24 protein-coding genes are annotated in these 24983 nt (G+C 37.5%); 13 read left to right on the plus strand and 11 right to left on the minus strand.

All coding sequences use genetic code 11. The features are described from left to right. Nucleotides 1-55: 55 nt before the first annotated feature. Nucleotides 56-1435 (minus strand): OmpP1/FadL family transporter, encoded by a 1380-nt coding sequence (locus BMW64_RS07010; RefSeq protein ID WP_089999324.1) that lies wholly within the window; start codon nt 1433-1435, stop codon nt 56-58. Between the two features lie 54 nt (nt 1436-1489). Continuing rightward, nucleotides 1490-2518 (minus strand): prolyl-tRNA synthetase, encoded by a 1029-nt coding sequence (locus BMW64_RS07015; protein ID WP_143052655.1) that lies wholly within the window; start codon nt 2516-2518, stop codon nt 1490-1492. Nucleotides 2519-2698: 180 nt separating this feature from the next. Here BMW64_RS07015 and proS point away from each other — a divergent pair, with 180 nt between their 5' ends. The 6 genes from proS (at nt 2699) to BMW64_RS07045 (ending at nt 9602) form a co-directional block, all read left to right on the plus strand. Continuing rightward, nucleotides 2699-4174 carry a proline--tRNA ligase gene (gene proS / locus BMW64_RS07020; protein WP_089999326.1) on the plus strand — a complete coding sequence of 492 codons (1476 nt, stop codon included), beginning with the start codon at nt 2699-2701 and terminating at the stop codon, nt 4172-4174. 128 nt (nt 4175-4302) lie between these two features. Next, nucleotides 4303-5598 (plus strand): OmpA family protein, encoded by a 1296-nt coding sequence (locus BMW64_RS07025; RefSeq protein ID WP_089999327.1) that lies wholly within the window; start codon nt 4303-4305, stop codon nt 5596-5598. Between the two features lie 107 nt (nt 5599-5705). Next, a complete protein-coding gene (locus BMW64_RS07030; protein ID WP_089999328.1) occupies nt 5706-7046 on the plus strand; it encodes an Nramp family divalent metal transporter in 1341 nt (446 codons plus the stop codon). A 290-nt stretch (nt 7047-7336) separates the two neighbouring features. Next, nucleotides 7337-7873 carry a nucleotide exchange factor GrpE gene (locus BMW64_RS07035; protein ID WP_089999329.1) on the plus strand — a complete coding sequence of 179 codons (537 nt, stop codon included), beginning with the start codon at nt 7337-7339 and terminating at the stop codon, nt 7871-7873. Between the two features lie 76 nt (nt 7874-7949). Then, complete coding sequence (gene dnaJ / locus BMW64_RS07040; protein ID WP_089999330.1) at nt 7950-9062, plus strand: molecular chaperone DnaJ; 1113 nt, start codon at nt 7950-7952, stop codon at nt 9060-9062. Between the two features lie 243 nt (nt 9063-9305). Continuing rightward, on the plus strand, nt 9306-9602 hold the full coding sequence (locus tag BMW64_RS07045; RefSeq protein ID WP_089999331.1) for a hypothetical protein: 297 nt from the start codon (nt 9306-9308) through the stop codon (nt 9600-9602). Here the strand turns inward: BMW64_RS07045 and BMW64_RS07050 are convergent. Both BMW64_RS07050 and BMW64_RS07055 read right to left on the minus strand, forming a co-directional pair. Further along, a complete protein-coding gene (locus tag BMW64_RS07050; protein ID WP_089999332.1) occupies nt 9582-9884 on the minus strand; it encodes a type II toxin-antitoxin system RelE/ParE family toxin in 303 nt (100 codons plus the stop codon). The two genes, BMW64_RS07045 and BMW64_RS07050, sit on opposite strands and share 21 nt — an antisense overlap. Nucleotides 9885-10110: 226 nt before the next feature. Continuing rightward, nucleotides 10111-10998 carry a DUF808 domain-containing protein gene (locus tag BMW64_RS07055; protein ID WP_089999333.1) on the minus strand — a complete coding sequence of 296 codons (888 nt, stop codon included), beginning with the start codon at nt 10996-10998 and terminating at the stop codon, nt 10111-10113. Nucleotides 10999-11339: 341 nt separating this feature from the next. On the opposite strand from BMW64_RS07055, the gene BMW64_RS07060 reads away from it, so the two are divergent. Both BMW64_RS07060 and BMW64_RS07065 read left to right on the plus strand, forming a co-directional pair. Beyond that, on the plus strand, nt 11340-11573 hold the full coding sequence (locus BMW64_RS07060) for a hypothetical protein (protein ID WP_089999334.1): 234 nt from the start codon (nt 11340-11342) through the stop codon (nt 11571-11573). 89 nt (nt 11574-11662) lie between these two features. After that, nucleotides 11663-12535 carry an alpha/beta hydrolase gene (locus BMW64_RS07065; protein WP_089999335.1) on the plus strand — a complete coding sequence of 291 codons (873 nt, stop codon included), beginning with the start codon at nt 11663-11665 and terminating at the stop codon, nt 12533-12535. Nucleotides 12536-12632: 97 nt separating this feature from the next. Here BMW64_RS07065 and BMW64_RS07070 read toward each other — a convergent pair whose 3' ends face one another. From BMW64_RS07070 to BMW64_RS07080, 3 genes are all read right to left on the minus strand, one after another. Next, entirely contained in the window at nt 12633-13337 is a 705-nt protein-coding gene (locus BMW64_RS07070; protein ID WP_089999336.1) for a DedA family protein, read from the minus strand. Nucleotides 13338-13422: 85 nt separating this feature from the next. Beyond that, complete coding sequence (gene prfB, locus BMW64_RS07075; RefSeq protein ID WP_089999337.1) at nt 13423-14535, minus strand: peptide chain release factor 2; 1113 nt, start codon at nt 14533-14535, stop codon at nt 13423-13425. A 40-nt stretch (nt 14536-14575) separates the two neighbouring features. Beyond that, on the minus strand, nt 14576-15946 hold the full coding sequence (locus tag BMW64_RS07080) for an AAA family ATPase (protein ID WP_089999338.1): 1371 nt from the start codon (nt 15944-15946) through the stop codon (nt 14576-14578). 117 nt (nt 15947-16063) lie between these two features. On the opposite strand from BMW64_RS07080, the gene BMW64_RS07085 reads away from it, so the two are divergent. The 4 genes from BMW64_RS07085 to BMW64_RS07100 all read left to right on the plus strand — a co-directional run bounded on the left by BMW64_RS07085 (nt 16064) and on the right by BMW64_RS07100 (nt 19237). Then, nucleotides 16064-16966, plus strand: coding sequence for an ABC transporter ATP-binding protein (locus BMW64_RS07085; RefSeq protein WP_089999339.1), 903 nt, complete (start codon nt 16064-16066; stop codon nt 16964-16966). Between the two features lie 2 nt (nt 16967-16968). Next, nucleotides 16969-17814: an ABC transporter permease gene (locus BMW64_RS07090; RefSeq protein WP_089999340.1), complete on the plus strand. Its 846-nt coding sequence runs from the start codon at nt 16969-16971 to the stop codon at nt 17812-17814. Nucleotides 17815-17939: 125 nt separating this feature from the next. Continuing rightward, complete coding sequence (locus BMW64_RS07095; RefSeq protein ID WP_089999341.1) at nt 17940-18584, plus strand: hypothetical protein; 645 nt, start codon at nt 17940-17942, stop codon at nt 18582-18584. Beyond that, nucleotides 18581-19237 (plus strand): hypothetical protein, encoded by a 657-nt coding sequence (locus tag BMW64_RS07100; RefSeq protein WP_089999342.1) that lies wholly within the window; start codon nt 18581-18583, stop codon nt 19235-19237. Before BMW64_RS07095 ends, BMW64_RS07100 begins: the two co-directional genes overlap by 4 nt. Nucleotides 19238-19353: 116 nt before the next feature. Here the strand turns inward: BMW64_RS07100 and msrB are convergent, their stop codons facing one another. From msrB to BMW64_RS07120, 4 genes are all read right to left on the minus strand, one after another. After that, nucleotides 19354-20457, minus strand: a complete 1104-nt coding sequence (gene msrB, locus BMW64_RS07105) for a peptide-methionine (R)-S-oxide reductase MsrB (RefSeq protein WP_089999695.1) — start codon at nt 20455-20457, stop codon at nt 19354-19356. Nucleotides 20458-20477: 20 nt separating this feature from the next. Continuing rightward, entirely contained in the window at nt 20478-20921 is a 444-nt protein-coding gene (locus BMW64_RS07110) for a DUF417 family protein (RefSeq protein ID WP_089999343.1), read from the minus strand. 80 nt (nt 20922-21001) lie between these two features. Then, nucleotides 21002-21274, minus strand: a complete 273-nt coding sequence (locus BMW64_RS07115; RefSeq protein WP_089999344.1) for a hypothetical protein — start codon at nt 21272-21274, stop codon at nt 21002-21004. An 8-nt stretch (nt 21275-21282) separates the two neighbouring features. Next, nucleotides 21283-21837, minus strand: a complete 555-nt coding sequence (locus tag BMW64_RS07120; protein ID WP_089999345.1) for an RNA polymerase sigma factor — start codon at nt 21835-21837, stop codon at nt 21283-21285. 294 nt (nt 21838-22131) lie between these two features. Here BMW64_RS07120 and alaS point away from each other — a divergent pair, with 294 nt between their 5' ends. Then, complete coding sequence (gene alaS / locus BMW64_RS07125) at nt 22132-24735, plus strand: alanine--tRNA ligase (RefSeq protein ID WP_089999346.1); 2604 nt, start codon at nt 22132-22134, stop codon at nt 24733-24735. Nucleotides 24736-24983 lie beyond the last annotated feature (248 nt).

The raw sequence follows: 24983 nt of genomic DNA on the forward strand, positions 1-24983 counted from the left end.
TAAAAAATCTCCGAATTTGCTTCGGAGATTTTTTTATAGGATATTTTTATATAATTTAAAACTTCCAGCCAAATGTAATAAAGAAATTGTTTCTTACATTTTTTACATCTGATACAGCGTAAGCATCACTTGAAATCAAGCGGTTTGGAGAATAATATCCTGCTTCATAATTGTTGACAACTACACCATATAAAAACGGGTTTGTATATTTTGAAGTCACATTCTGATATGATGCGTCAATATAAAACGATTTGAAATCATATCCTAAACCAACTGAAAGCGCATTTCTGTCATTTAAAATCAGATTTCCGTAAGATTGTCCTTCTGCTACACCACCATTGTCAGTGTATCTGTCAACCGTCAATGCATCAAACGGACTTGAAGCGTAGGCATATCCTCCTCTTAGTCTAAACTGTTTAAGTCGGTATTCTGCTCCTATTTTTAATTCTGAAAGATTTTTGTAGTTATCTTTAAAGAAATCATTCAGTTCTGTTTCTGCACCTCCGTATACTTTATATTTTGGTTTTGTTAATCCCAATGTATAGTCAACATTTAAAGCAAAACTTTTACTCGCGATAAATGCAGCACTAACAGTTGCCTTTAGAGGAGAGGTTAATTTTCGGTCTTCAGAAGCATAATCATCACCGTAGATAGGATCGTTATAGAAACTGTAGCCTCTGGTAATGTTCCAGAAAGTCGGAGTTTCTAATGCAGCACCTAATCTAAAGTTAGGACTTAATTTCCCGATCACCCCCAAAGAAGCCGAGAAACCATTTCCTCTTTCAGAGAAAGGAGTATTTTGCTTGCTGAAATATTCCGAACTTCCGTTTGATAAAGAGTTGAAAATTGCCGTATCAGACTGATCAATAGATGAATTAAAGAAATTAAGTCCTGCTCCAAGGTAAAAATTATTATTATAATTTGCTCCTACCCCAACACTCGTTTTAGATACATACCCATATCGGTCATATGCATGTCTTGCGAAAGAAGAGCTGGTAGCATCCGGAAAATCATAAATCAAATTAGTATTACCTGGAGTCTCAACATAATTTTCAATCGATTGATTCGAATAGTTTACACCGATATTAATAAATTTCCAAGCACTTTCAGTCATCAGCTGAAACGTCATCACCGCTCCGATATTTCCAAGATCACCTTTATTAATATTATATCCGTAAGAAGATCCTGCAAAAGAAGATGTATTTTTATTACTTGTGATAGAAAGCGTTCCTGAAACTTCCCCCGAAATCGCAACTCCTAAACCGGCAGGGTTGGTAAGCAAAGAATTCGCATCACCTCCCAAAGCACCGTTTGATCCGGCCATAGCATTAAATTTAGCTGAACCGACATTAGGGGCATTTGAATAAACATCCACTGTATTTCTTATTACAGAAACATCCTGAGCCTGCGCAAAAAATGCTGCAGAAATACTCATTATTGCTAAAGATTTTTTTAACATTATTTTTTTGAATAGTTATTAATTTAGAAATTATCTGCCACCTCTGAAGCCACCGCCTCCACCGCCGCCGGATCTGAATCCGCCGCCGCCTCCACCGAAGCCTCCGCCTCCTGATCTGAAGCCGCCTCCGCTGTTGGAATTGTTAAAGCCACCATTATTTCTGAAGCCACCGTCATTTCGTGGCTGAGATTGCTGCTGATAATTGTAATTTGGTCTTGGTTGACTCTGATTACGGAAACCGCCTTGTCTTACTCCATTTTGATTTCTGAAACCGCCATTGGTACTTCCCTGTCTGAAACCACCACTGTTACCAGAATTTCTGAAACCACCGTAATTGCCATTATTTCTGAAACTTCCGGCATCTGTACTACTTCTTCTAAAACCACCTGAATTTGAAGTTACACCATATTTATTGGCAAAGCTACCGTTATAGCTGTTAAATCCTCTACCATTTACACCGCTTCTTCTGTAAGGAGCATAATAACCTCCTCCCCAGTATCCGCCGTAGCCCCAGTAAGGATATCCGTAATATCCGCCCCAGCCCCAATAAGGGTTATAGCCCCAGTATGGTGAGTATCCCCAGCCCATATTCCAGCCGCCGCCCCAGCCCCATGAGCCTCCCCATGAAAGACCGATGCCCCAGCTGCCGCCGTAGCCCCAGTATGGATTATATCCTCCATACCAGCCGCCGCCCCAGCCCCATGGATAACCCCAGCCCCAACCCCACGAATTATCGTAGTAATTGGTCTGGCTTCCGGCATACATTCCCCAATCTGAATCGGTAGCAGTGGTATTCCAGTTATAATTGTTCCAATCATTGTAACGTCCCTCTCTCGAGTTTGCTTCAGCATTCTGAATAAGATTAGAATCATCCTGATAATAGTCGTAATCTTCTCCTACTCTGTTCCCTCTGTCATTGATAATCACTCCTTCCGGAAGGGTATCTTTATTGGGGTCGTAATAAACGCCATCTGTCTCGCTGTATCCACCCATTTGGGCGCCGCAGGACACAAGTAACAATCCGCCTGCTACAGCCAGAATCCCTTTGGATTTTAACATACCAAGCAAATTTTTATGTATATTTCTTTTCATGATAACGTAAAAATTTTTTATTTAAATTATATTTGCAAAATGTACCAAAAATGTACCATCACCCGTGGTACAAAAATCTATCAAAAATAGATTTTTATTTTTAGATAACAATAATAGCGAAAAGTTAAAAAAATTAAAAAAAAATTAATGGCAAAATTAACCTCAAGAAGCGAAGATTACAGCAAATGGTATAACGAGTTGGTGGTAAAAGCCGACTTAGCTGAAAACTCAGGAGTAAGAGGATGCATGGTGATTAAACCATATGGCTATGCAATCTGGGAGAAAATGCGTGACGAAATGGATAAAAAATTCAAGGAAACAGGTCACGTAAACGCATATTTCCCGCTTTTTGTGCCCAAGAGCTTGTTTGAGGCTGAAGAAAAAAATGCAGAAGGTTTTGCTAAAGAATGTGCTGTTGTTACCCATTACCGTTTAAAGACAGATCCGGACAATCCTTCCAAACTTATTGTGGATCCTGACGCGAAGCTTGAGGAAGAACTGATCGTGCGCCCTACTTCGGAAGCGATCATCTGGAATACTTATAAAAACTGGATTCAATCCTACAGGGATTTACCGATATTGATTAACCAATGGGCAAATGTTGTCCGTTGGGAAATGAGAACACGTCTTTTCCTTAGAACTGCTGAATTCCTTTGGCAGGAAGGGCATACGGCACATGCCACAAAAGATGAAGCCGTTGAAGAGGCTGAAAAAATGAATAAAGTATATGCAGATTTTGCAGAAAACTTTATGGCAATGCCGGTAATTCAGGGGTTAAAAACTCCTTCTGAAAGATTCGCGGGAGCTGATGAAACATATTGTATCGAGGCATTAATGCAGGATGGAAAAGCCCTTCAGGCAGGAACATCTCACTTTTTAGGACAGAATTTTGCCAAAGCTTTTGATGTTAAATTCACCAACAAAGAGGGAAAAATCGAGTATGCATGGGCAACCTCATGGGGAACTTCAACCCGTTTGATGGGAGCTTTAATTATGACCCACTCCGATGATTTCGGATTGGTACTGCCTCCTACACTAGCGCCTATCCAGGTGGTTATTGTTCCAATTTTTAAAGGAGAAGAGCAATTGGAGCAGATCAGTGAAGTGGCTTTGGATATCCAAGCGAAGCTGAGAGCGAAAGGAATTTCTGTAAAATTTGACAATGATACCCAAAATAAACCAGGCTGGAAATTTGCAGAATATGAACTGAAAGGAGTTCCTGTAAGAATTGCTATGGGACCTAGAGATCTGGAAAATAAATCGGTGGAAATCGCCAGAAGAGATAACCTGACAAAAGAAGTTCGTTCTATCGAAGGTTTGGATTCTTATATCGAAGAATTATTAAAAACCATTCAAAAAGATCTTTATACTAAAGCGGCCAACTTCAGAAAAGATAATATCACTAAAGTTGATTCTTATGATGAATTTAAAAAAGTTCTGGAAGAGAAAGGAGGATTTATTTATGCGCACTGGGACGGAACCGCTGAAGAAGAAGAGCAAATAAAAGAAGAGACCAAAGCAACGATCAGATGTATTCCATTAGATGATGATGTTGAAGAAGGTACTTCTCTTATTTCCGGAAAACCTTCAAAAAGAAGAGTCTTGTTTGCCAAAGCATATTAAATTAATAATAAAAAAGACTTATCAGATCTGCAAAAATCCTAAGGATTTTTGCAGATTTTTTTTAAGATATAAAGGTTTGGACAAATTTTTGATTGCATAAGAGAACATTAATCTCAAAATAAATTATTATGTCTCTAAACATTATTGATCTCATTAAAGGACAATTGGGTCCTGCCTTTGTATCACAGGCTGCCTCACAGTATGGAGAAAGTGAATCCGGTATTTCAAAAGCAATTGGCGGATTGCTACCTGCTGTGGTAGGAGGACTTGCCAATAATTCCGACAATCCTCTTGTTTTAGATGCTATCACCAATTCCTCTTCAAGTGGAATATTAGGAAACCTTATGGGGAACTCTACGGACAACTCTTTTATTGCCAGCGTACTAACACAAATTTTCGGTGACAAACTTAGTGGACTGATTAATTCAGTTGCTACCTATGCCGGAATCAGCAATAATTCTTCGAGTGCTCTTTTAAACTTAGTTACAGGTGCTACACTAGGCTCAATCGGTAAATATGCAACCGAAAACAACCTTGATAAAGCAGGAATTTCAAATCTTCTTAATGACCAGAAGGGAATCGTTTCCTCTCTTCTACCTGCAGGTCTTTCTTTTGCTTCTTTAAGCATGGGAGATTGGGATGCAAGATACAAATTCGACAATGATAAAGATGCCATTAATATTCCGGCTGAGGAAGAACCAAAAATTCAGGTGACAAGAAGCACCACACTCGATGGAACTTTCCCTGACAGAAATACCAACACCGGGGGCGGATCGATCTGGAAATGGCTTTTGCCATTATTGCTTTTAATCGCAGCAGCCTATTTTATCTGGAGGCAATGCGAGCAAAAAGAAACGACCGTTACGACTACTATGAACGATTCAGGTGAGGTTGTTACAGATACGGTAAATACTACTACTGACACAGCAGCAGGAATTTCAGCAACAAAGGTTGATGAAGATATTGATCTGAACGGAACTTCTTTAAAAGGATACAAAGGAGGTATGGAAGATCGCATGATTGCTTTCTTAAAATCAGATGGCTATAAAAATGCAAAAGATGATAATGCGTTAAAGGATACATGGTACAATTTTGACCACGTTAATTTTAAAATGGGAAGCGCTACTGAACTTGAAGCAGGCTCTGAAGGACAGTTGCAAAATTTAGTAGCAATTTTAAAAGCGTATCCTGATGCTAAAGTAAAAATCGGAGGATATACCGATAAAACAGGAGATGAAGCTAAAAATCAGAAGTTATCAGCCGAAAGAGCGAACTTCATCAGATCATGGCTGGACAAACAAGGCGTAGGATCTCAAATTACCGGAGCTGATGGTTATGGAAGCCAGTTTGCAACCGTTGATGCTTCTGCTTCTGATGCAGAAAGAGCCATTGATCGTAAAATGGCAGTAAGATTTGCAAAATAAATCTTATCAAAATATTGTAAAAATCCCGGAATATTTTCGGGATTTTTATTTGTGATTTTGTAGTTTTCATTTATTTAATTACATTTGTTAGTCATTTCTAACATTTTATGAATCTGAATTTAAAGAACGCCTGGCGAAAAGATAAAACATCCAATTCCTTATCTGAAGTATATTCATCTGTAAAAGTTCCCCAGAATGGTAGTTTCTGGAGGAAGTACCTTGCTTTTGCAGGTCCGGGACTGATGGTTGCCGTAGGATATATGGATCCCGGAAACTGGGCTACCGATATTGCAGGAGGCGCACAATTCGGGTATACGCTTCTTTCAGTGATACTCATCTCTAATATTTTTGCTATGGTTTTGCAGCATCTTTCTGTGAAACTGGGAGTTGTTGCGGAAAGAGATCTGGCACAAGCGTGCAGGGATCATTTTAGTCCGACAACAAATTTTATACTGTGGATATTCTGTGAAATTGCCATTGCAGCCTGTGACCTTGCAGAAGTTATAGGATCTGCCATTGCTCTGAATCTTCTATTTCATATTCCTTTAACCTGGGGAATTGTCATCACCACTATTGATGTATTGTTTATTTTGCTTTTGCAGGCTAAAGGTTTCCGATGGATAGAAAGCATTGTGGGAGGACTGATCTTTATAATTCTCGCATGTTTTATCTATGAACTGGTGATTTCAAAACCTGCAGTTAATGAGCTTTTAGGGGGACTTATTCCTAAAGCAGAAATTATTCAGAACCCGGCGATGCTATATATTGCGATAGGAATATTAGGTGCTACCGTCATGCCTCATAACCTTTATTTGCACAGCAGCATCGTACAGACAAGAGATTATCCACGCAATACGGAAGGTAAAAAAGAAGCCATTAAATTTGCAACGTTAGACAGCACTGTTTCTCTGATGCTGGCATTTTTTATTAATGGAGCCATACTAATTTTGGCAGCTGCTACTTTCCATGTTTCGGGAAATCATGATGTGGCGGATATTCATGATGCATACAAAATGCTCACCCCAATATTAGGAGCCTCAATGGCAAGTATTGTTTTTGCTATTGCCTTATTAGCTTCGGGACAGAATTCTACTTTAACAGGCACTCTTGCCGGGCAAATCGTCATGGAAGGTTTTTTAAATATTAAATTAAAACCCTGGTTGCGACGGCTGATCACAAGGCTGATCGCTGTAATTCCCGCACTGATTGTAGCCATACTCTATGGTGAGAAAGGAACGACGGAACTTTTGGTACTGAGCCAGGTAATCTTATCGATGCAACTGAGTTTTGCGGTTGTTCCGTTGGTGATGTTCACAAACGATAAGGCGAAGATGGGAGAATTCGTAAATAAACCTTTCTTAAAAGTCTGTGTTTGGGTGATCTCTTTTATTATCATTGTTTTAAATGTTTATCTTCTGTATCAGACCTTTTTCGGAGAGGGAGTTTAGTCCGGGAAATCCTATTTATAACGATGCAGAATAACCTTAGCCGCGATAGTAACGGATACCCCACAGCATGCGTTGGAGAATGCGGCTGTGCGAGGAGTATGAGTGGATAGCGCGATAAAGCTTCTAAAAAAAATTATTGATGAATGATGTTTGATAATTGATGATTGACGGTCTTGCGCAAACTTCTAACTCCCAACTTCCAGCTTCCTTCCCCTACCCTTCTGCCTTATTGTCACCCTTTGCCCTTTGGCAGAATGTTTGTGAATAATAACCCAAATAAATATTGAATTATGGAAAATCAGGATATCAACGAAGAAAGCATCAATAATCAGGAAGATACAAATATTCAGAATGAAGCTGCAACAGAAGACAATGTGACAGCAAAACCTACTGCTGAGGAACTTTTGGCAGAAGAAAAAGACCGTTACATCAGATTGTACGCAGAATTTGAAAACTATAAAAAGAGAACATCCAAAGAAAAAATGGAGTTTTTCCAATATGCCAACCAGGATATGATGGTTTCTATGCTGGGTGTTTTGGATGACTTTGAAAGAGCATTAAAGGAAATTGCCAAGAATGGCAATCCTTCCGATCTTCAGGGTGTTGAGCTGATCTACAATAAATTCAAGAGCAAACTGACTGAAAAAGGTCTGAAAGCTATGGAAGTAAAGGCCGGAGACAGCTTCAACGTAGATTTTCACGAGGCAATCACCCAGATTCCTGCACCTTCGGAAGATCTTAAAGGAAAAATTGTGGATGTAATTGAAACGGGATATACGCTGGGAGATAAAGTGATCCGTTTTGCAAAAGTAGTAACAGGAAATTAAACATAAGCAATACGTAATGGGTAATAAGTAATTTTATTTATTACCCATTGCTGATTACTAATTACTCATAAAAAAGATGTCAAAAAGAGATTATTACGAGGTTCTTGAGATCAGCAAATCTGCATCAGCCGACGAAATAAAGAAAGCATACCGCAAAATGGCCATTAAATATCACCCTGATAAAAATCCGGGAGATAAAGAGGCCGAAGAAAAATTCAAGGAAGCAGCTGAAGCTTACGAAGTGCTGAGTGACGAGCAAAAACGTGCAAGATACGATCAGTTTGGTCATGCCGGTGTTGGTGGTAATGGCGGATTCGGCGGTGGCTTTGGCGGCGGCATGAATATGGAAGATATCTTCAGCCAGTTTGGTGATATTTTCGGTGGCGGTTTCGGGGGATTCGGCGGTGGTGGCGGTCGTCAGCAGGTAAAAGGTTCTAATTTAAGAATCAGAATCAAGCTGAATCTTGACGAAATGGTAAACGGCACGCAGAAAACCATCAAAGTCAAAAAAATGAAGATGGCGGAAGGTGCTACTTCTAAAACCTGTCCTACCTGTGGCGGATCCGGAGTTCAACTAAAAGTGATGAACACCATGTTCGGACAAATGCAGACACAGACTACCTGCGGAACCTGTCAGGGAATCGGTAAAGTTGCCGACAAAATTCCGGCAGGCGCCAACGCTCAGGGACTTATTAAAGATGAAGAGGAAGTAACGATTAACATTCCTGCGGGAGCAAGAGACGGCATTCAGCTTAATGTAAGAGGAAAAGGGAATGACGCTCCTTTTGGTGGTATTCCGGGAGATCTTTTGGTCATCATCGAAGAGGAAGTTGATAAAACTATAAAAAGAGAAGGAGATAATCTTCATCAGGAGCTCTATATTTCATTTGCTGAAGCGGCGTTGGGAACGAAAAAAGAGGTTCCTACCGTTGGTGGCAAAGTGAAGATCACGGTAGATCCGGGAACGCAGTCTGGGAAAATCCTGAGACTTGCAGGGAAAGGTCTTCCAAGCATAGACAGCTATGGTAAGGGTGATATGTTCATTCATATCAACGTATGGACACCGCAAAAGCTGACCAAAGAACAGAAGGATTTCTTCGAGAAGCAGATGAGCAGCGGAGAAATGGTCGCTGAACCATCCGGAAAGGAAAAAACTTTTTTTGATAAGGTAAAAGATTTATTCAATTAAATACGTAAAGGATTCTTCGGAATCCTTTTTTGTTACGATTTAATGATCATGCTATTACTACTGCCAATCATTGTTCGTTCAATTATTGAAAGAATGTATACTAAAGAATGTTGAAGGAGAAAGATAAGATAATAGCAAAAATGGAATAGCTTTTAAAGAGAAAAACTGATCGGTTCAATTTCTAATTATTTTCATCATTTTTCATTATATTTGTCTCAATAATTACAATGAATTATATCAAAAATGATACAAGAAATTTTAAATTATAAGAAAGTGATGGGCGAAATTGAAGGACTATTAAACCATAGTCCCTACAAAAAAAGCCATATTATTTCAAAGATAGGACTTGCACCAGCTACCTTTTACCGGAAATTGAGTGCTCAGTCATTTACGCCAGATGAAATGTTGGCCTTGGCAAAAATATTGTCACCGCGTGAAGCATTGTTATTAGAAATAGAGCAATCAGAGAAAGATATTGAGAATGGCAACTATAGAGAACATTCGGTGGTTAGTGAAGAATTACGTAAGAAGTTTTTGTAGCTTATCCGGATCTTGAAAGTTGTTCCAAAAGGATACAAGATATATTCTATCAGAAGTAACACGGTAATAAAGATATATTTGTGGTACGACTAAATATTTTCTATAGTTATAATTTTCTTCTGAAACACTACCTATTAATGAATTAAGCGATATATTCATAACTGCTTCATCAACCTTATCCATAAAGTTGCGAATTTCTCTTGTTGACCAATACTCCGAAAGATATTGCAGATTATTTTCATATGATTTTTCTGCAGTTTCTGTCCAAACAACGGTATACATTTCTTACAATATTTTTCCAAAAATATGAAAAAGATTATATAATTTTTTGATAGGCTCACCAGAGTCGGAAAAACTTAAATATTGCTTAAAGCTTATGTAAACTTCATACCATCTGTCCTCGTTTTATATTTGAAAATTTTAATACAAATTTTTAAAGTTTAAAAAAATAATGAGTCCTGCCGTTTTAAATGGCAGGACTCATTATCTAATATTATTTCTCTTCTGCTTATTTTTTTACAGCCAGTGAATAAATTCCTTTCCCTGCTGTGAAAAGCGCTACTGCAAGAAGTCCGCCCGTTATTCCGAATACAGCCTCCTTCAGTATACTCGGCCATGAAGGAAATAAATGATGAAAATAATCGATCCTGTGGGCAAAAATCCCTCCGGCAACCAGAATCAAAGCGATAGTACCGATAACCCCCAGTGCTTTAATAACAATAGGTAATGCTTTTACCAGTAAATGTCCCAATTGTCCAAAGAACCCTTTGTCATTGCTTTTTTTGATCAGCTTAAAACCTGCATCATCCATTCTGACGATCAGCGCAACAATTCCGTAGACACCTACTGTGGCAATAAATGCAACCAAACTCGTTACCAGAATCTGGGTGATAAAAGGATGGCTTTCTTCAAGTACCGTTCCCAAAGCGATGATTACGATCTCAATCGATAAAATAAAATCGGTGGTAATGGCTGATTTCACTTTTGCCTTTTCTATTTCTTCAGGACTTTGTCCTTTTGTGTCTTCGATTTCTTCCTCCACTTCATGTCCCTTTTTGTTACGGTGAAACAGATATTCAATAATCTTTTCCATCCCTTCGAATGACAGATATAATCCACCTAGAATCAGTACATAATTGATTGCTGGCGCATACAGCCAGTTCAGTAAAAATACAATGGGCAGGATGATCAGTTTATTAAGAAAAGAGCCTTTTGTGATTGCCCACAATACCGGAAGCTCACGAGATGATAGAAAACCGGTTGCTTTTTCGGCATTTACAGCCAAATCATCTCCCAGAATTCCTGCTGTTTTTTGCGTTGCAACTTTACTTGTCACTGCTACATCATCCATCAGCGCTGCGATATCATCCAAAATAGCAAAAAAACCAGATGCCATAAATTTTAATATTTTTTTAATAATTGTTAAGCAAAAGTAATTATTTTAATTTGATTCATTCTATGATTTCATCGAGGTTTTAGAAGAATTAACATGAAAACTCTGACTAAACAAAAGAGGCAAAAGCTTTAACACATAAGGCACATTAGATTTTTTAGTTAAAATATTGCGCCTATTTTAGAGCACATGAGATTAAAAATCAAAGATTTTTAAAAACTATTGTTTCTTCATTCTACCTATTCAGAGCAGTAAAAGTGCTGTCCTATTAACAACAGGAGCACAATTTTCACATAAAACAAATTATTCGATCCATTTAAAATCATTAAATAACCATCATTTATTTGGGTTGCCAATTTAAAAGTTTTAAATTCCAGGCAAAAAGACTCAATGATGAGTCTCAAAGAGTGAAAAACCAGTCTTTTATACTCGATAATGAACCTAAAAGGCTCAAATTCCAGGCAAAAAGACTCAATAATGAGTCTCAAAGAGTGAAAAATCAGTCTTTTTACTGGATTTTGAGTGTTAAAGACTCAAATTTTATAGAAAAAGAGTCATCCATCAACCTTACAGGCTGAAAAATCATACTCATATATTCACTGGTGAAGATTCTTTTAAAGTTTTTGAACTGTTTTTCGTTTAATTTAAATATCCGTAAATTTATTTCATGAAAAAGCTGATTCTTAAGTATCATTTTTTCGTTCTTGGACTGATCAGCTTTGTATTAAATTCATGCAATACAAAATTCAGAGTCTGGGTAGGAACGAATAACGAACAGAAAATATATAACCTGAAATACGGCGAAGATAAAAGACAGAAAATGGATGTTTTTCTTCCGTCCGATTATCCTCAAGATTCCCGAGTAATATTGATCGTTCATGGTGGTGCCTGGAAATATGGGCGTAAGGAGCATATGATCCAGATTCAGAAAATGCTTTTTAATCACAATATCCCCAGCATCAATATGAATTACCGTCTGGTTTCGAAACCTAAAAAAATCACATACCGTGAACAGCTGGCAGATATCGATGCGGTTATTAAAAAATTCAATGAACTGGCAGGAAAAGCAGAGCTTCAACCGAACAATTATATTCTTTTGGGCGAAAGCTCCGGTGGTCATCTTGCCTTGCTATATGGATATCAGAATCCTGAACAGATCAGAAAGATTATTGCTTTGAGTGCACCTACAGACTTTTATTCCCCAGAGTACCTACAGTCATTCTATTCTACATATTCTTCCCCTACGATTCAAAAGGTCGTGGGAACTAAGTTTCACCGGAAAAATTTATCTGAAGAATTTAGAAAAGCGAGTCCTGTGGCTAATATTTCTCATGTTCCTACGCTGATATTCCAAGGAAATCAGGATTTTCTGGTGAATCAGAAACAAGGATTAGCTTTAGATTCAGCATTAACAGCACAGCATGTTCCGCATAAGCTCGTATTTATGAAAAATACCGGACATGCAGCAAGGTTTTTTAATAAGAAGAAAAGAGACAGTATTATTTATCCGAATATTCTGGAGTGGATTCAACAAAGATGAGTAATGAGTAATCGATGATATATGATAATTGATAGTTGATGGTTTTGGGTCTTAATAAAAAGCCCGCTCATTGAGCAAGCTGGTATTATTTAAATTCTTATTCTTCGTCGTCGAATTTGTGATTTTCATATTTTGAAAAGTCTTCTTTTTTTCCGAATAAAAATTTCAGGATCACCGGTACGGTTGTTATTAAGACGATTACGATGATGATAAGTTCCAGTTTCTTTTTAAGGTCGATTCCGAACTGGTCGATGAAAAGCTTATCAAGGTAATGTCCTGCAAAGATCAGCAGAAAAGACCACAAAACGGCTCCGATAATATTATCTCTTAAAAATGCTTTTTTATCCATTTTCACAATCCCCGCAACGATAGGCGTAAATGTTCGGACTACCGGTAGGAATCTTGCCATAATGATCGCCAGCGCTCCGTTCTTTTCAAAGAAATCGTGAGCCTGATACAGATATTTCTTTTTAAACAGCCAGGTATCCTGTTTTTTGTATAAAGTAGAACCGGCTTTTCTTCCGAAATAATATCCTACCTCGTTTCCAACAATCGCAGCAAATGCCACAGAAGAAGCTAAAATAAACGTATCCAGGAAATCACTTCCCGTAGATCCGAAAGTTTCTCTTATAATGTCAATCGAATAAATTCCCGAAACGAAAAGCAGTGAATCTCCCGGTAAAAAAAATCCTACAAAAAGACCTGTTTCGGCAAAAATAATAAACAAAATAAGCCAAAATCCACCAAGCTTTATATAAAACTCAGGGTTTAATAAATCTTTCCAATTATTGAAATCTTCCATACGTTTTGATAAGTAACAAAAATAGGATTAATAAACGTCATTCCGAAATTTATTATCAGATTTTAACGAAATTTAAACATCCCTTCTATAAGTCCATATCATCGTCTGAAACCGCGGTTCCATCGGCCATGAGAAATGCTTTCAGGAATGGGGTAAGATTTCCGTTCATTACAGAATCGACGTCGGAAGTTTCGTATCCTGAGCGTACATCTTTTACCAGTTTATAAGGATGCATCACGTAATTTCGGATCTGACTTCCCCACTCTATCTTCATTTTGTTGGCTTCGATCTCATTTCGGGCTTTCATTCTTTCTTCCAGCTCCATTTCATATAGCCTTGAGCGTAACAACTGCATCGCTTTTTCTTTATTCTGAAGCTGTGAACGGGATTCTGAGTTTTCAATAATAATTCCTGTCGGTGCGTGACGGAGACGTACAGCTGTTTCCACTTTGTTTACGTTCTGCCCTCCTGCTCCGGAAGACCTCATCGTTTCGAAGGAAATATCAGCAGGATTGATGTTGATTTCAATCGTATCATCCACCAAAGGATATACATATACTGAAACGAAGCTCGTATGGCGTTTCGCATTCGAGTCGAAAGGTGAAATTCTTACCAGTCGGTGTACTCCGTTTTCGCCGCGAAGGTATCCGAATGCAAATTCACCTTCAATTTCCAGCGTTACGGTTTTTACGCCGGCCACATCGCCTTCCTGGAAATTCAGCTCGCGGATTTTATAGCCCTGCTTTTCGGCCCACATCGTGTACATTCTCATCAGCATGGAAGCCCAGTCGCAGCTTTCAGTTCCTCCGGCTCCGGCAGTAATCTGCAATACCGCAGAAAGTTCGTCACCCTCATTGGAAAGCATGTTTTTAAATTCCAGGTCTTCGATTTTTTCCACCAATTGAGGGAAGGTATCATCAAGCTCTTTTTCTGAATCAGGATCTTCTTTGGCAAAATCTACCAAAACCTGCAGATCTTCAAACTGAGTATGAATTTCTTCATAGGCTTCCACCCACTTTTTCTTGGAACGGAGCTGCTTTAAAAATGCTTCCGCCTCTTTCGGATTATCCCAGAATTCGGGAGCTGCCGTTTTTTCGTCGTCGTTGGCTATTTCTATCTTCTTTTTATCAATCTGAAGATATTTATGGAGATCGTCAATTCTTGACTGAATTTCTTTTATCTGGTCGTTGTTGATCACGATTTTTTATTTCTTGCAAAAATAAGAAATTTTATTCCTTTTATCCCTTGTCTTCACGTCCAGTTTTACCTTCCTCTTCATTGTGAGAAAAACCGATTACTCTTCTTGGCTCTTCAACGATCCTGTAGGAATCCAGCTCGGTTTTAAGATCTTTTACCCTGTTCTGAAACTGGTCGAAATTATTAATAATGACGTCACTCAAAAATCTGGCGATCTGATCCAGATACTCTTCCGTAAGTTTTCCTGCAGCGTCTCGTAAGGCTGCTTTTAAGAGATTCTGGTCGATCTTAAGATTTTCGTCTCTTGTTTTCTGGTAAAGATTTTTGATCCTTTTTTTAAGACTTTGGGTAAAATCAATCAGCATGGTATTGCTGAACACTTTCATCTGGGCAGAAATTCCGTGCCAGAAAGGTATTTTATCGGCTTTGTTATTTTTTAAAATTTTAAATAAAAGAGAATCTTTTTCGAGATTTCGGGTCATCGCATATAGAATGATTTCTGATCTTTCGGCGAGATTTGGAGGAAAAATGGGAATCATCACATCAAATCTTCCGGGAGCAAGAATTTCCTCATCTATTTCCGCCACGGAATTCGCAGAACCTACCATTAAAAGCTCTTCCTGCTCAAACTTTGAAATGTAATGAAGAATAATTTCCTGTGTTTCAAGATTACATGAAGCGACGTTATTTTCTGCTTTTCTCGCCATCATGATGTTATCGAAGTCCTCAATAAAGAGCAATACTTTATCCTCTTTCATCATGGTAACCAGAAAATCGTTGAAGTTGGTTTGGTTTCCGTCTACAAAAGAAGTTCCGAGATAATGCTTTTTTACTTCCTTAAATTGATAGCCGATAATTTCGGAGATTTTATTGGCCCAAAAGATTTTTCCGCTTCCCGGAGGACCATATAAGATGATTCCTACAGGTTTATTAATTCCCCAATCTTTGATCTGTTGAGGATTCAGGAACGGCTCCAGAACACCAGAAATATGAAAAAACAGATCTCTGTATCCGATAAAATCTCTTTTCTGCAGGCTTGTTTTATGCCCGAAATAATCGTAAACAAACTTATAATTGCCACCCAGCCGGTTGTCTATTCCATAACTGGAAATCGAGGATTTAAAGAAACCATTATCAAAAATATTGGGATCTGATTCTTTAATTACTTTTTCAACCTTATCTTTTGGCTGATTTATCTTTTCTGCAATCTGCTCGAGGGTTTTCATTTTGTCGAGATCTTTTTCATAGAGCTTCAGGAATTCAATATTTTCCCGGGCGAATTTTTCAAAGTCTTTTTTTATTTCAAAATTGGTGCTGATACAATCAACGAGATCAAGATCAAAATCCTGGATGAACTGTTTGATGGCTTCCGCAGAAACATTGAGTTCTTTTGCTAAATCAACTAATTTCATAAATGTCCATTAATACTATCAAAAATAGCGTATTTGAAATTAAATATGAATTGATTTAATATAAAAACTGTAACAATTCAATAGTATCATAGACTACTACTATGTAAAACAAATTACATGGAAAAAATTTTATCGGTAAAAAATCTTACTAAAAAATTCAAAAGAATTGTGGTCAACAATATTTCTTTTGATGTCGAAAAAGGGAATGTGTATGGTTTGCTGGGACCCAACGGAAGCGGGAAATCAACGACTTTCGGTATGCTGCTTTCTACCATTAATCCTACCAGCGGAGACTGGTACTGGTTTGGAAAGAAAGGCACCGATCCGGATACGCTGAAGAAAATCGGTGCGATCATCGAACAGCCTAATTTTTATCCTTACCTGAGCGCGGAAACCAATCTGAAAATCGTTGCCGAAATCAAAGGAACTCCCTACCATAGAATTGACGAGGTTCTGCAGACCGTAGGGCTTCTCGAACGAAAAAAGGAAACTTTTAAAACATTTTCCCTGGGGATGAAACAGCGTCTGGCCATTGCATCTGCCATGCTCAATAATCCGGAAGTCATGATTCTGGACGAGCCAACAAATGGTCTTGATCCGGAAGGAATCATCCAGATTCGCGAGATCATCAGCAATATTGCCAAACAGGGAATCACTATTATTATTGCCAGTCACCTTTTGGATGAGATCGAAAAGATTTGCAGCCATGTGATTGTCCTTAAAGAAGGAAATTCAATCTACTGCGGAAGGGTGGATGAAATGACCGCCAATAATGGATATTTTGAATTGAAAGCAGACAACAATACATTGCTTTTAAAAGCATTAAACGAACTTCAATGGTTCACAGCAGTTAATCAGGACGGCGATATGCTGAAAGCGCAGATCCGCGATGATGCTTCTATTTCGGCATCAGCTCTAAACCAGAAGCTTGCCGAGCAGGGGATTTACCTGTCACATTTAACGAAGAAAAAGCTTTCTCTAGAATCTCAATTCCTTGAACTTGTAAAAAACACAAAATAATCATGATAAAATTATTTAAACTAGAATATTACAAAAATCTGAATTATAAACCATTCAAGATTTTTACAATCCTGTATTTTGCGATTCTTATTGCATTATTATTTATAGGATTGGTGGATTTTGATCTTTTTGGAGGAAAGATTAATTTAAAAGAACAGGGCATTTATAATTTCCCGGAAATCTGGAATTTCACAACGTATATTGTGGCTTTGCTTAAAATTTTCCTGGGACTAATCATTGTTTTTTCGATTTCGCAGGAATTCAGCAACCGGATGTTTAAGCAAAATACGATTGATGGGTTAAGCAGAAAAGAATTCATTTCTTCAAAATTACTAACGATCAGTATTTTTACGATTGTTTCCACAGTGGTTGTTTTTGCGATCACCATGTTTCTCGGATATAAATATTCTAATACGACAGAATCTGCGAAGGTTTTTGAAGAAATTTTCTTTATCGGAAATTATTTTGTGAAGCTGTTTACGTTCTTCTGCTTTCTGATGTTTCTTTCCATTTTGTTGAGGAAATCGGTTTTTGTTTTTCTTGCCCTTTTTGTTTTCTGGATCGGTGAAGGTATTTTATCCGGTGTGGAAGTGTACATGAAAGTGCGCGGAATGCAGGGACCTCAGAGAAATGAAGTGCTTCAGAATGATTTCTTCATTACACATCTTTTACCACTGGAAAGTATGTCCAGCCTGATTCCTAATCCCGTAGTAAGACTCAATATGGTAAAAATGATGGGTGTGAAATATGAGTTCCACTACCCTACGGAAAGCATGATTGCGTGTCTGGTTTGGTGTGCCATCTTCATTATTGGTTCATACTGGATTTTAAGAAAAAGAGATTGGTAATTTCTAATTCAAGATTCAGAATTCAAGATTTAAAGTTTAATTCTTTACATAATAAGTGATTCGTTTTCGGATCACTTTTTTTATTTTATTGAAGTTTTATTTTATATTTAATAAAAATTAATGGCATGAAGAGAATATATTACGTTCCCGGATTGATAAGCGCTTTACTTATTCCTATTTTATTTTGGTTTTACGGGAGCCAAAGAAGCCATGCGCCATACACAGTGATGGATCTGGGACTGCCCGCAAAAATAAGAGCTGGAGCAACGGATTCCCTCGAAACATTTGAGCATTACAGAAACTGGAATTATAAGAAAATCATTGTACGGCCTAATACCGCTCTGCAAAATCGCGCATATTATGTTTCGAAATTAAAAAAACTTCAGGCAAGAAATGAAAAGGAAACGGGAATTGAATTTGTGATTGATGATAAAAACAATTATCAGGATTTTATTGCCTTAATTGATGCCATGAAGCTGGCAAAACAGGAAGCCTACGGAGTAGACGTGGAGAAAACGAATCATTTCTTTGCGATCCATATGTACAAAGATCCGAACGCCACCAGGAGAAATTATAATAGTGGCGGCACTTGCGTGGTTGATAACGAGTATTATAAAGAAAAATTAGCATTAAATATCATCAAACCTGAAACCTTCATCAATCATGTTCCCAACCAAACTTATTATATAATTTTCGGTTTTTTGGTATTTTTAAATATTTCAATGTTTAGCATTAAAGAAAATCTTCAACTCAAAAGAACTTACGTATGAAAAAGATATATTATTTCCCTGGATTGATGAGTGCTTTGATTGTACCTGTTTTATTTTGGTATTATATTAATCCATACATTGATAAAACGAAGTATACTGTCATTGACATCGGAATTCCTGCCAAATTAAAGAAAGATAAAAGCAATGATATATATAATCTTGAATCCTTACGAAACTGGGATTACAAGAAAATAAAGGTTGATCCTTCAAAAGCAAAAGAAAATTCAAAATTTTATGTTTCGGAAATTAAGTCTCTCCAAAAACGTAATGAAAAAGAAACCGGAATAGAATTTATTTTAGATAAAAATAACAGTTATGGTGATTTTGTCTCTCTATTAAATGATATGGCCGTTGCAAAACATGAAACTTACGCATTGGATTTGGAAAAAACCGGAAATGTATTTGCCACTGTGAATTATAAAAGTCCAAAAACTGAAGAAGAAGAAATAGATTGCCTTTTATGTCATGACACGATTTATACTTATGTTGAGGTAAAGCCCGATTTTAAACAATATTATATGAGTATTTTTCAAAATCTCTCAAAACTTCCAAACGGAGCTTATTATATCTTTTTCGGATTTCTTTTATTTTTAAATATTTCAATGTTCAGCATTAAAGAAAGGTTTCAAATGCAGAGATTTCGTTTAATATAATAGATTTCCGCTGTGCTCCACTTCGTTCCGATCATTTCAGAATGAAATTGAGTTGGTCAGATATAAAAAGAAAAGACTGCCTTTCGGCAGCCTCCTCAATCACTTCACTTAAAATATTACTTTTTATCTTTCTCCAGGAGCGCAATATACTCTCCGTAGCCTTTTTCTTTCATTTCCGCTTTCGGGATAAACTTAAGAGAAGCACTGTTGATACAGTAGCGAAGTCCTCCTTTATCTGCTGGTCCATCATTGAAAACGTGTCCCAAATGGGCATCTCCGGTTTTACTTCTTACCTCTACCCTGGTCATTCCGTGTGAACGGTCAAGCTTTTCTTCAATTAGCTTTTTCGTAATTGGCTTTGAGAAACTCGGCCATCCACAACCTGATTCAAACTTATCGGTAGAGATAAACAATGGTTCTCCGGTGGTAATGTCTACATAAATCCCTTCACGGGTCTCGTCCCAGTACTCATTCTGGAAAGCTCTTTCCGTACCGTTTTCCTGCGTTACATTGTATTGTTCGGCAGTTAGTTTTTCCTTAAGAACTTTTTTATCCTGCTTCTGATATTTCACTTTTTTTTGCTTTGGAGGATTTGCATTTCTCGCCATTTCAAATAATCCCGGTTCAATGTGACAATATCCTCCCGGGTTTTTGTCAAGATAATCCTGGTGATAATCTTCTGCTTTATAAAAGTTTTTTAACGGAATCGTCTCTACCAGTACAGGTTTACTGTAATTTTTTGCCAGTCTCGCTACTTCCGCTTTTACAATAGCTTCGGTTTCTTTATCGGTTGAATAAATTCCGGTTCTGTACTGATCTCCTCTGTCATTTCCCTGTTTGTTTAAACTCGTAGGATCAATCGTTTTGAAATAAAGATCGATGAGCAACTTAAGATCAACTTCTTCCGGATCGTATTTTACTTTCACCGTTTCGGCAAAACCGGTTGTGTGACTGACAACTTCTTCATAGGTAGGATTTTGCTTATTTCCGTTCGCATATCCTACTTCCGTTCCTACGACTCCTCGTATTTGTTGAAAGAAATGCTCAGTTCCCCAAAAACATCCTCCTGCAAAATAAACTTCTTTTACATTTTTATTGTCCATAATGGTCTCATTTTCTTTTTTTGATTCGGCGGATTTCATCTTTTTTGAATCTCCGCAGCTTGTTGCAAATACTGCTATTCCCAGAATCACTCCGAGAAATATTAATATGTTTTTCATTGTTAACTTTTTATTTGTATTCATTTTTTTTCATTTAATATCATTAATCCGAATCCTAACAGCATAAGATCTTTCAGAATGAAAAAATCTGTTACAGGAACTCCATCTACTACTTTCCAGACTCCGGGAGTCGTAAATAAATAACTTAACGTAATCAGAAAAGTGGCAACCATACCGAATCCCGCAAGCCTTTTCAATGATGCAAATTTCACACTAAAGATGAGTAATAATGCAATGATAATTTCTATCACTCCGATAGCATTTGACACCGCCTGTACACTTACAAAATTATATACGAAAAAAGTGAGAAAATGGTTTTCTATTAAAGGTTTTATTGCATTGGCTTCCGTGGGAGTAAATTTAAAAATTCCTATCCACAGTAAAATAAGCGCTGCTCCGAATAATGAAATGTAATAGCCAGATTGATAAGCTGAAATCCGATGATTTGTTTTTGTTCCGTTCATGTTCTAAGATTTTGAATTAATACTTTTATTATTTTCAAAAGTATAGTCGGAGCCATTTCAAAATCCTGACAATTTTTAAATTAAATATCTAATTTTTTTAAAATATTTTTATTAAACTCTTGAATTTCAGAATCATTAATTTCAATATTTTTTTCCTGAGATCGTTTATTTTTTAAGATATCATCTAAGATTTCCAGTTTCTTTTTATAAGCTCTGCACCATTTACAGATTTTAAGATGCAGATTGAGCCGCCTGTTTTCATTTGACGAAATATTGTCTGCACTGCGCTTCTCCATGAGTAAAGTTGCTTCACTGCATGGTAAAAAGATAATATGTATTAGTTTTTTTAGCATTTTTAAATTTATGATTTTGAAAACCAGTTAAATTCTAAGCATTCTCTCAGCTGCATTCGGCTTCGCTGTAAAATCTTCCAGAGATTAGTCGTAGAAATATTCAATTCCTGACTTACTTCCGGTGCTTTTTTTTCTTCGAGATAATACATTTTCATGGGAATCTTCCATCGTAAAGGCAGATCTTCCATACAGTCTTCCAATGTTTTATTAAAATCTTCATCGTCGAGAAGTTCGCCTTGCTTTTCAGAGACATCCCAATTGTTGAGAACATCATTACTTTTCCATAAGCCTGTTTCATCAAAAAAATGATCCAGATGTATCTGTGGCTCAGACCTGTATTTTTTGCGGTAAAAATCAGCAACCTTTCTGTTTAAGATAGCCAATAGCCACGTTAAAGGCTGGCTTTTTCCTTCAAAAGAATCATATGATGAAAAAGCAGCAATAAAAACCTCCTGAACAATCTCTTCTGCCTCGATTTTATCCGAAAGTAAATAAACAGCTCTTCTGAGTAATGGTTCAGAATATCGCTCTATCCAGCGTTTAAATATTTCGTTTTTTGTCATTTCAACGGTTTTCCTGAAAAAATATTCAGATTCTCAAACATCATTCACTGTAAAACACTTATCACAATCTTGATATTTTATTTAAATATAAAAAGTTAAAAGATAAAGTCCAAAAAAATCTCACTTATGAAATTTTCATGAAAAAACTTCAATGTACATTTGGCCTGCATCCACCATAACCTTCAAAACATAATTTTGCAAACAGCTTAAAACGTAAAAGTATATTTTCCTATTGCAGCAAAAAGATTAAATTTGCATCTTATCAAAATTGTAAAAAGCAAAGCAATATAAATTATGACATCACAAGAGATCCGTCAAAAATTTTTAGATTATTTTAAAAGCAAAGGGCACCTCATCGTTCCTTCAGCACCTATCGTACTGAAAGATGATCCTACCTTAATGTTTTCCAACTCAGGAATGACACAGTTTAAGGATTTTTTCCTTGGCTATAAAACACCTACCGCTCCGAGAATTGCCGATACGCAAAAGTGTCTGAGAGTATCCGGAAAACATAATGATCTGGATGATGTAGGCCGCGATACCTATCACCACACCATGTTTGAAATGTTGGGAAACTGGTCTTTCGGAGATTATTTTAAAAAAGATGCTATTGCTTTTGCCTGGGAATTGCTGACGGAAGTCTATGGAATTCCTAAAGAAAACTTATATGTAACGATTTTTGAAGGAGATGCTTCCGAAAATCTTGAAAGAGATCAGGATGCTTATGATTTCTGGAAATCTCATATTTCCGAAGACAGAATCATCAACGGAAACAAAAAAGACAACTTCTGGGAAATGGGTGAAAGCGGACCGTGCGGACCGTGTTCAGAGATCCATGTAGACTTGAGAACACCAGAAGAAAAAGCAAAAGTTTCAGGGCTTGAATTGGTAAACAACGATCATCCTCAGGTGGTGGAAGTATGGAACCTGGTTTTCATGGAATTCAACAGAAAAGCCGACAGAACCTTAGAAAAACTTCCTGCCCAGCACGTGGATACCGGAATGGGCTTTGAGCGTCTTTGTATGGCCCTTCAGGGAAAATCTTCCAATTACGACACCGACGTTTTCACTCCACTGATTGCTAAAGTAGAAGAACTTTCCGGAAAAAAATATACGGGAGTTTTAGAAAACGAAAAAGACATTGCCATTCGTGTAGTGGTAGACCATATCAGAGCCGTTTCTTTTGCAATTGCTGACGGACAGCTACCTTCCAACGGAGGTGCGGGTTATGTGATCAGAAGAATTTTAAGAAGAGGAATTTCCTATTCTTACCGATTCTTAGGGATGAAAGAACCATTCCTTTATAAATTAGTTGCAGTTTTGCAGGAGCAGATGGGAGCATTCTTCCCTGAGCTAGAAAAACAAGGAAAACTTGTTTCAGAAGTGATTAAAAGTGAAGAAGAATCATTCTTAAGAACCATAGAAAACGGATTGATCAGGGTTGAAAAATTGATTCAGCAGACGATTGCCAGCAACGCTAAAGTATTGCCGACTGAAGAAGTTTTTGAATTATATGACACGTATGGTTTCCCGGATGATTTAACGAGAATTATTGCCGAAGAAAAAGGGTTAACGATCGATGAAAAAGGATTTGAGCAGGCATTAAATGCACAGAAACAACGTTCAAAAGCAGATTCAGCACAAAAGGTATATGACTGGGTAACTTTAGAAGAAAAGTCCGAAAACTTCGTAGGTTATGATAAGTTTGAATCTGAAACCTACATTACGAGATACCGAAAAGTAGAAAATAAAGACGGAGAATTTTACCAGGTGGTGTTAAGCGAATCTCCTTTCTATCCTGAAGGCGGTGGCCAGGTGGGAGATAAAGGAATCCTTGAAAATGCAATGGAAAGCTTCGAAGTTCTCGAGACAAAAAAAGAAAACGGACTGATCATTTCTTTAATCAATGGTCTTCCGAAAGATGCAGGTGCAGTTTTTTATGCTAAAGTGAATATGGCAGAAAGAAGAAATTCACAGGCTAATCACTCCGTTACTCACCTGTTACATGAAGCGCTGAGAGAAGTTCTGGGAACTCACGTAGAACAGAAAGGCTCATTTGTTGGTCCTGACTATCTTCGTTTTGACTTCTCCCATTTCAATAAAATGACTGAGGAAGAACTGACATTAGTAGAAGATAAAGTAAATGCCAAGATCAAGGAAAGCATTGCCTTACAGGAATTCAGAAATATCCCGATTCAGGAAGCGCTGGACAGAGGGGCAATGGCTTTGTTTGGTGAGAAGTATGGTGACAGTGTAAGGATGATCCAGTTCGGAACTTCGATGGAACTTTGCGGAGGAACACACGTAAAAAACACCAGTGAAATCGGTCATTTCAAGATCGTTTCCGAGAGTTCTGCCGCAGCGGGAATCAGGAGAATTGAAGCCATTTCGGGAGATAAAGCTGAAGAATATTTCAAAAATCTTGAAAAGCAGATTGCCGAGCTTTCTCAATTGCTAAAATCTAAAGATGTCGTACGTTCTATCGAGAAATTAATCGAAGAAAATGCTGTCTTAAAGTCTGAAGTTGATGCTTTGAAAAAAGAAAAGGCAAAAGGAGAAATCAGTAACTGGAAAGGAGCTTACGAACAAAAAGGCGATAAATTAGTTCTGGTAAAAAGAACTTCTTTGGATGCCGGTTCGGTAAAAGATATCGTTTTCCAATTAAAGAAAGAAATCCCGACTTCCATTACGGTTATTCTGTCCGACGCAGACGGAAAACCAATGATTACCGTTGGCGTTTCTGATGATTTAGCTGGAATTTATCAGGCGGGAGCATTGATTAAAGATTTGGCAAAAGAAATCCAGGGCGGCGGCGGCGGAAATCCGGGCTTTGCCACAGCAGGAGGAAAAAATCTTGATGGATTGGAAAATGCTTATCAGAAAGCTTTGAATCTTTAAACTTTAATAAAAATATAAGGTAAAAAAAGCAACTGTCGTCGTGGCAGTTGCTTTTATTTTTACTGAACTTTTGTTATCAATAGAAATGGGCTTTAGCCCATTTACCAGATTAAATAATGCAATTGGCTTTAGCCAAACTTAAAATCATTTTGGCTAAAGCCAATCCCGATCAGAAACACCTTCGGCCTGCTTGTCTATAACAACATCCAGAGCATTACGCTGGGCGATAAGTGTCGCGATTATTATTC

The organism is Chryseobacterium taichungense (genome assembly GCF_900109935.1).
Classification (GTDB): Bacteria; Bacteroidota; Bacteroidia; order Flavobacteriales; family Weeksellaceae; genus Chryseobacterium; species Chryseobacterium taichungense.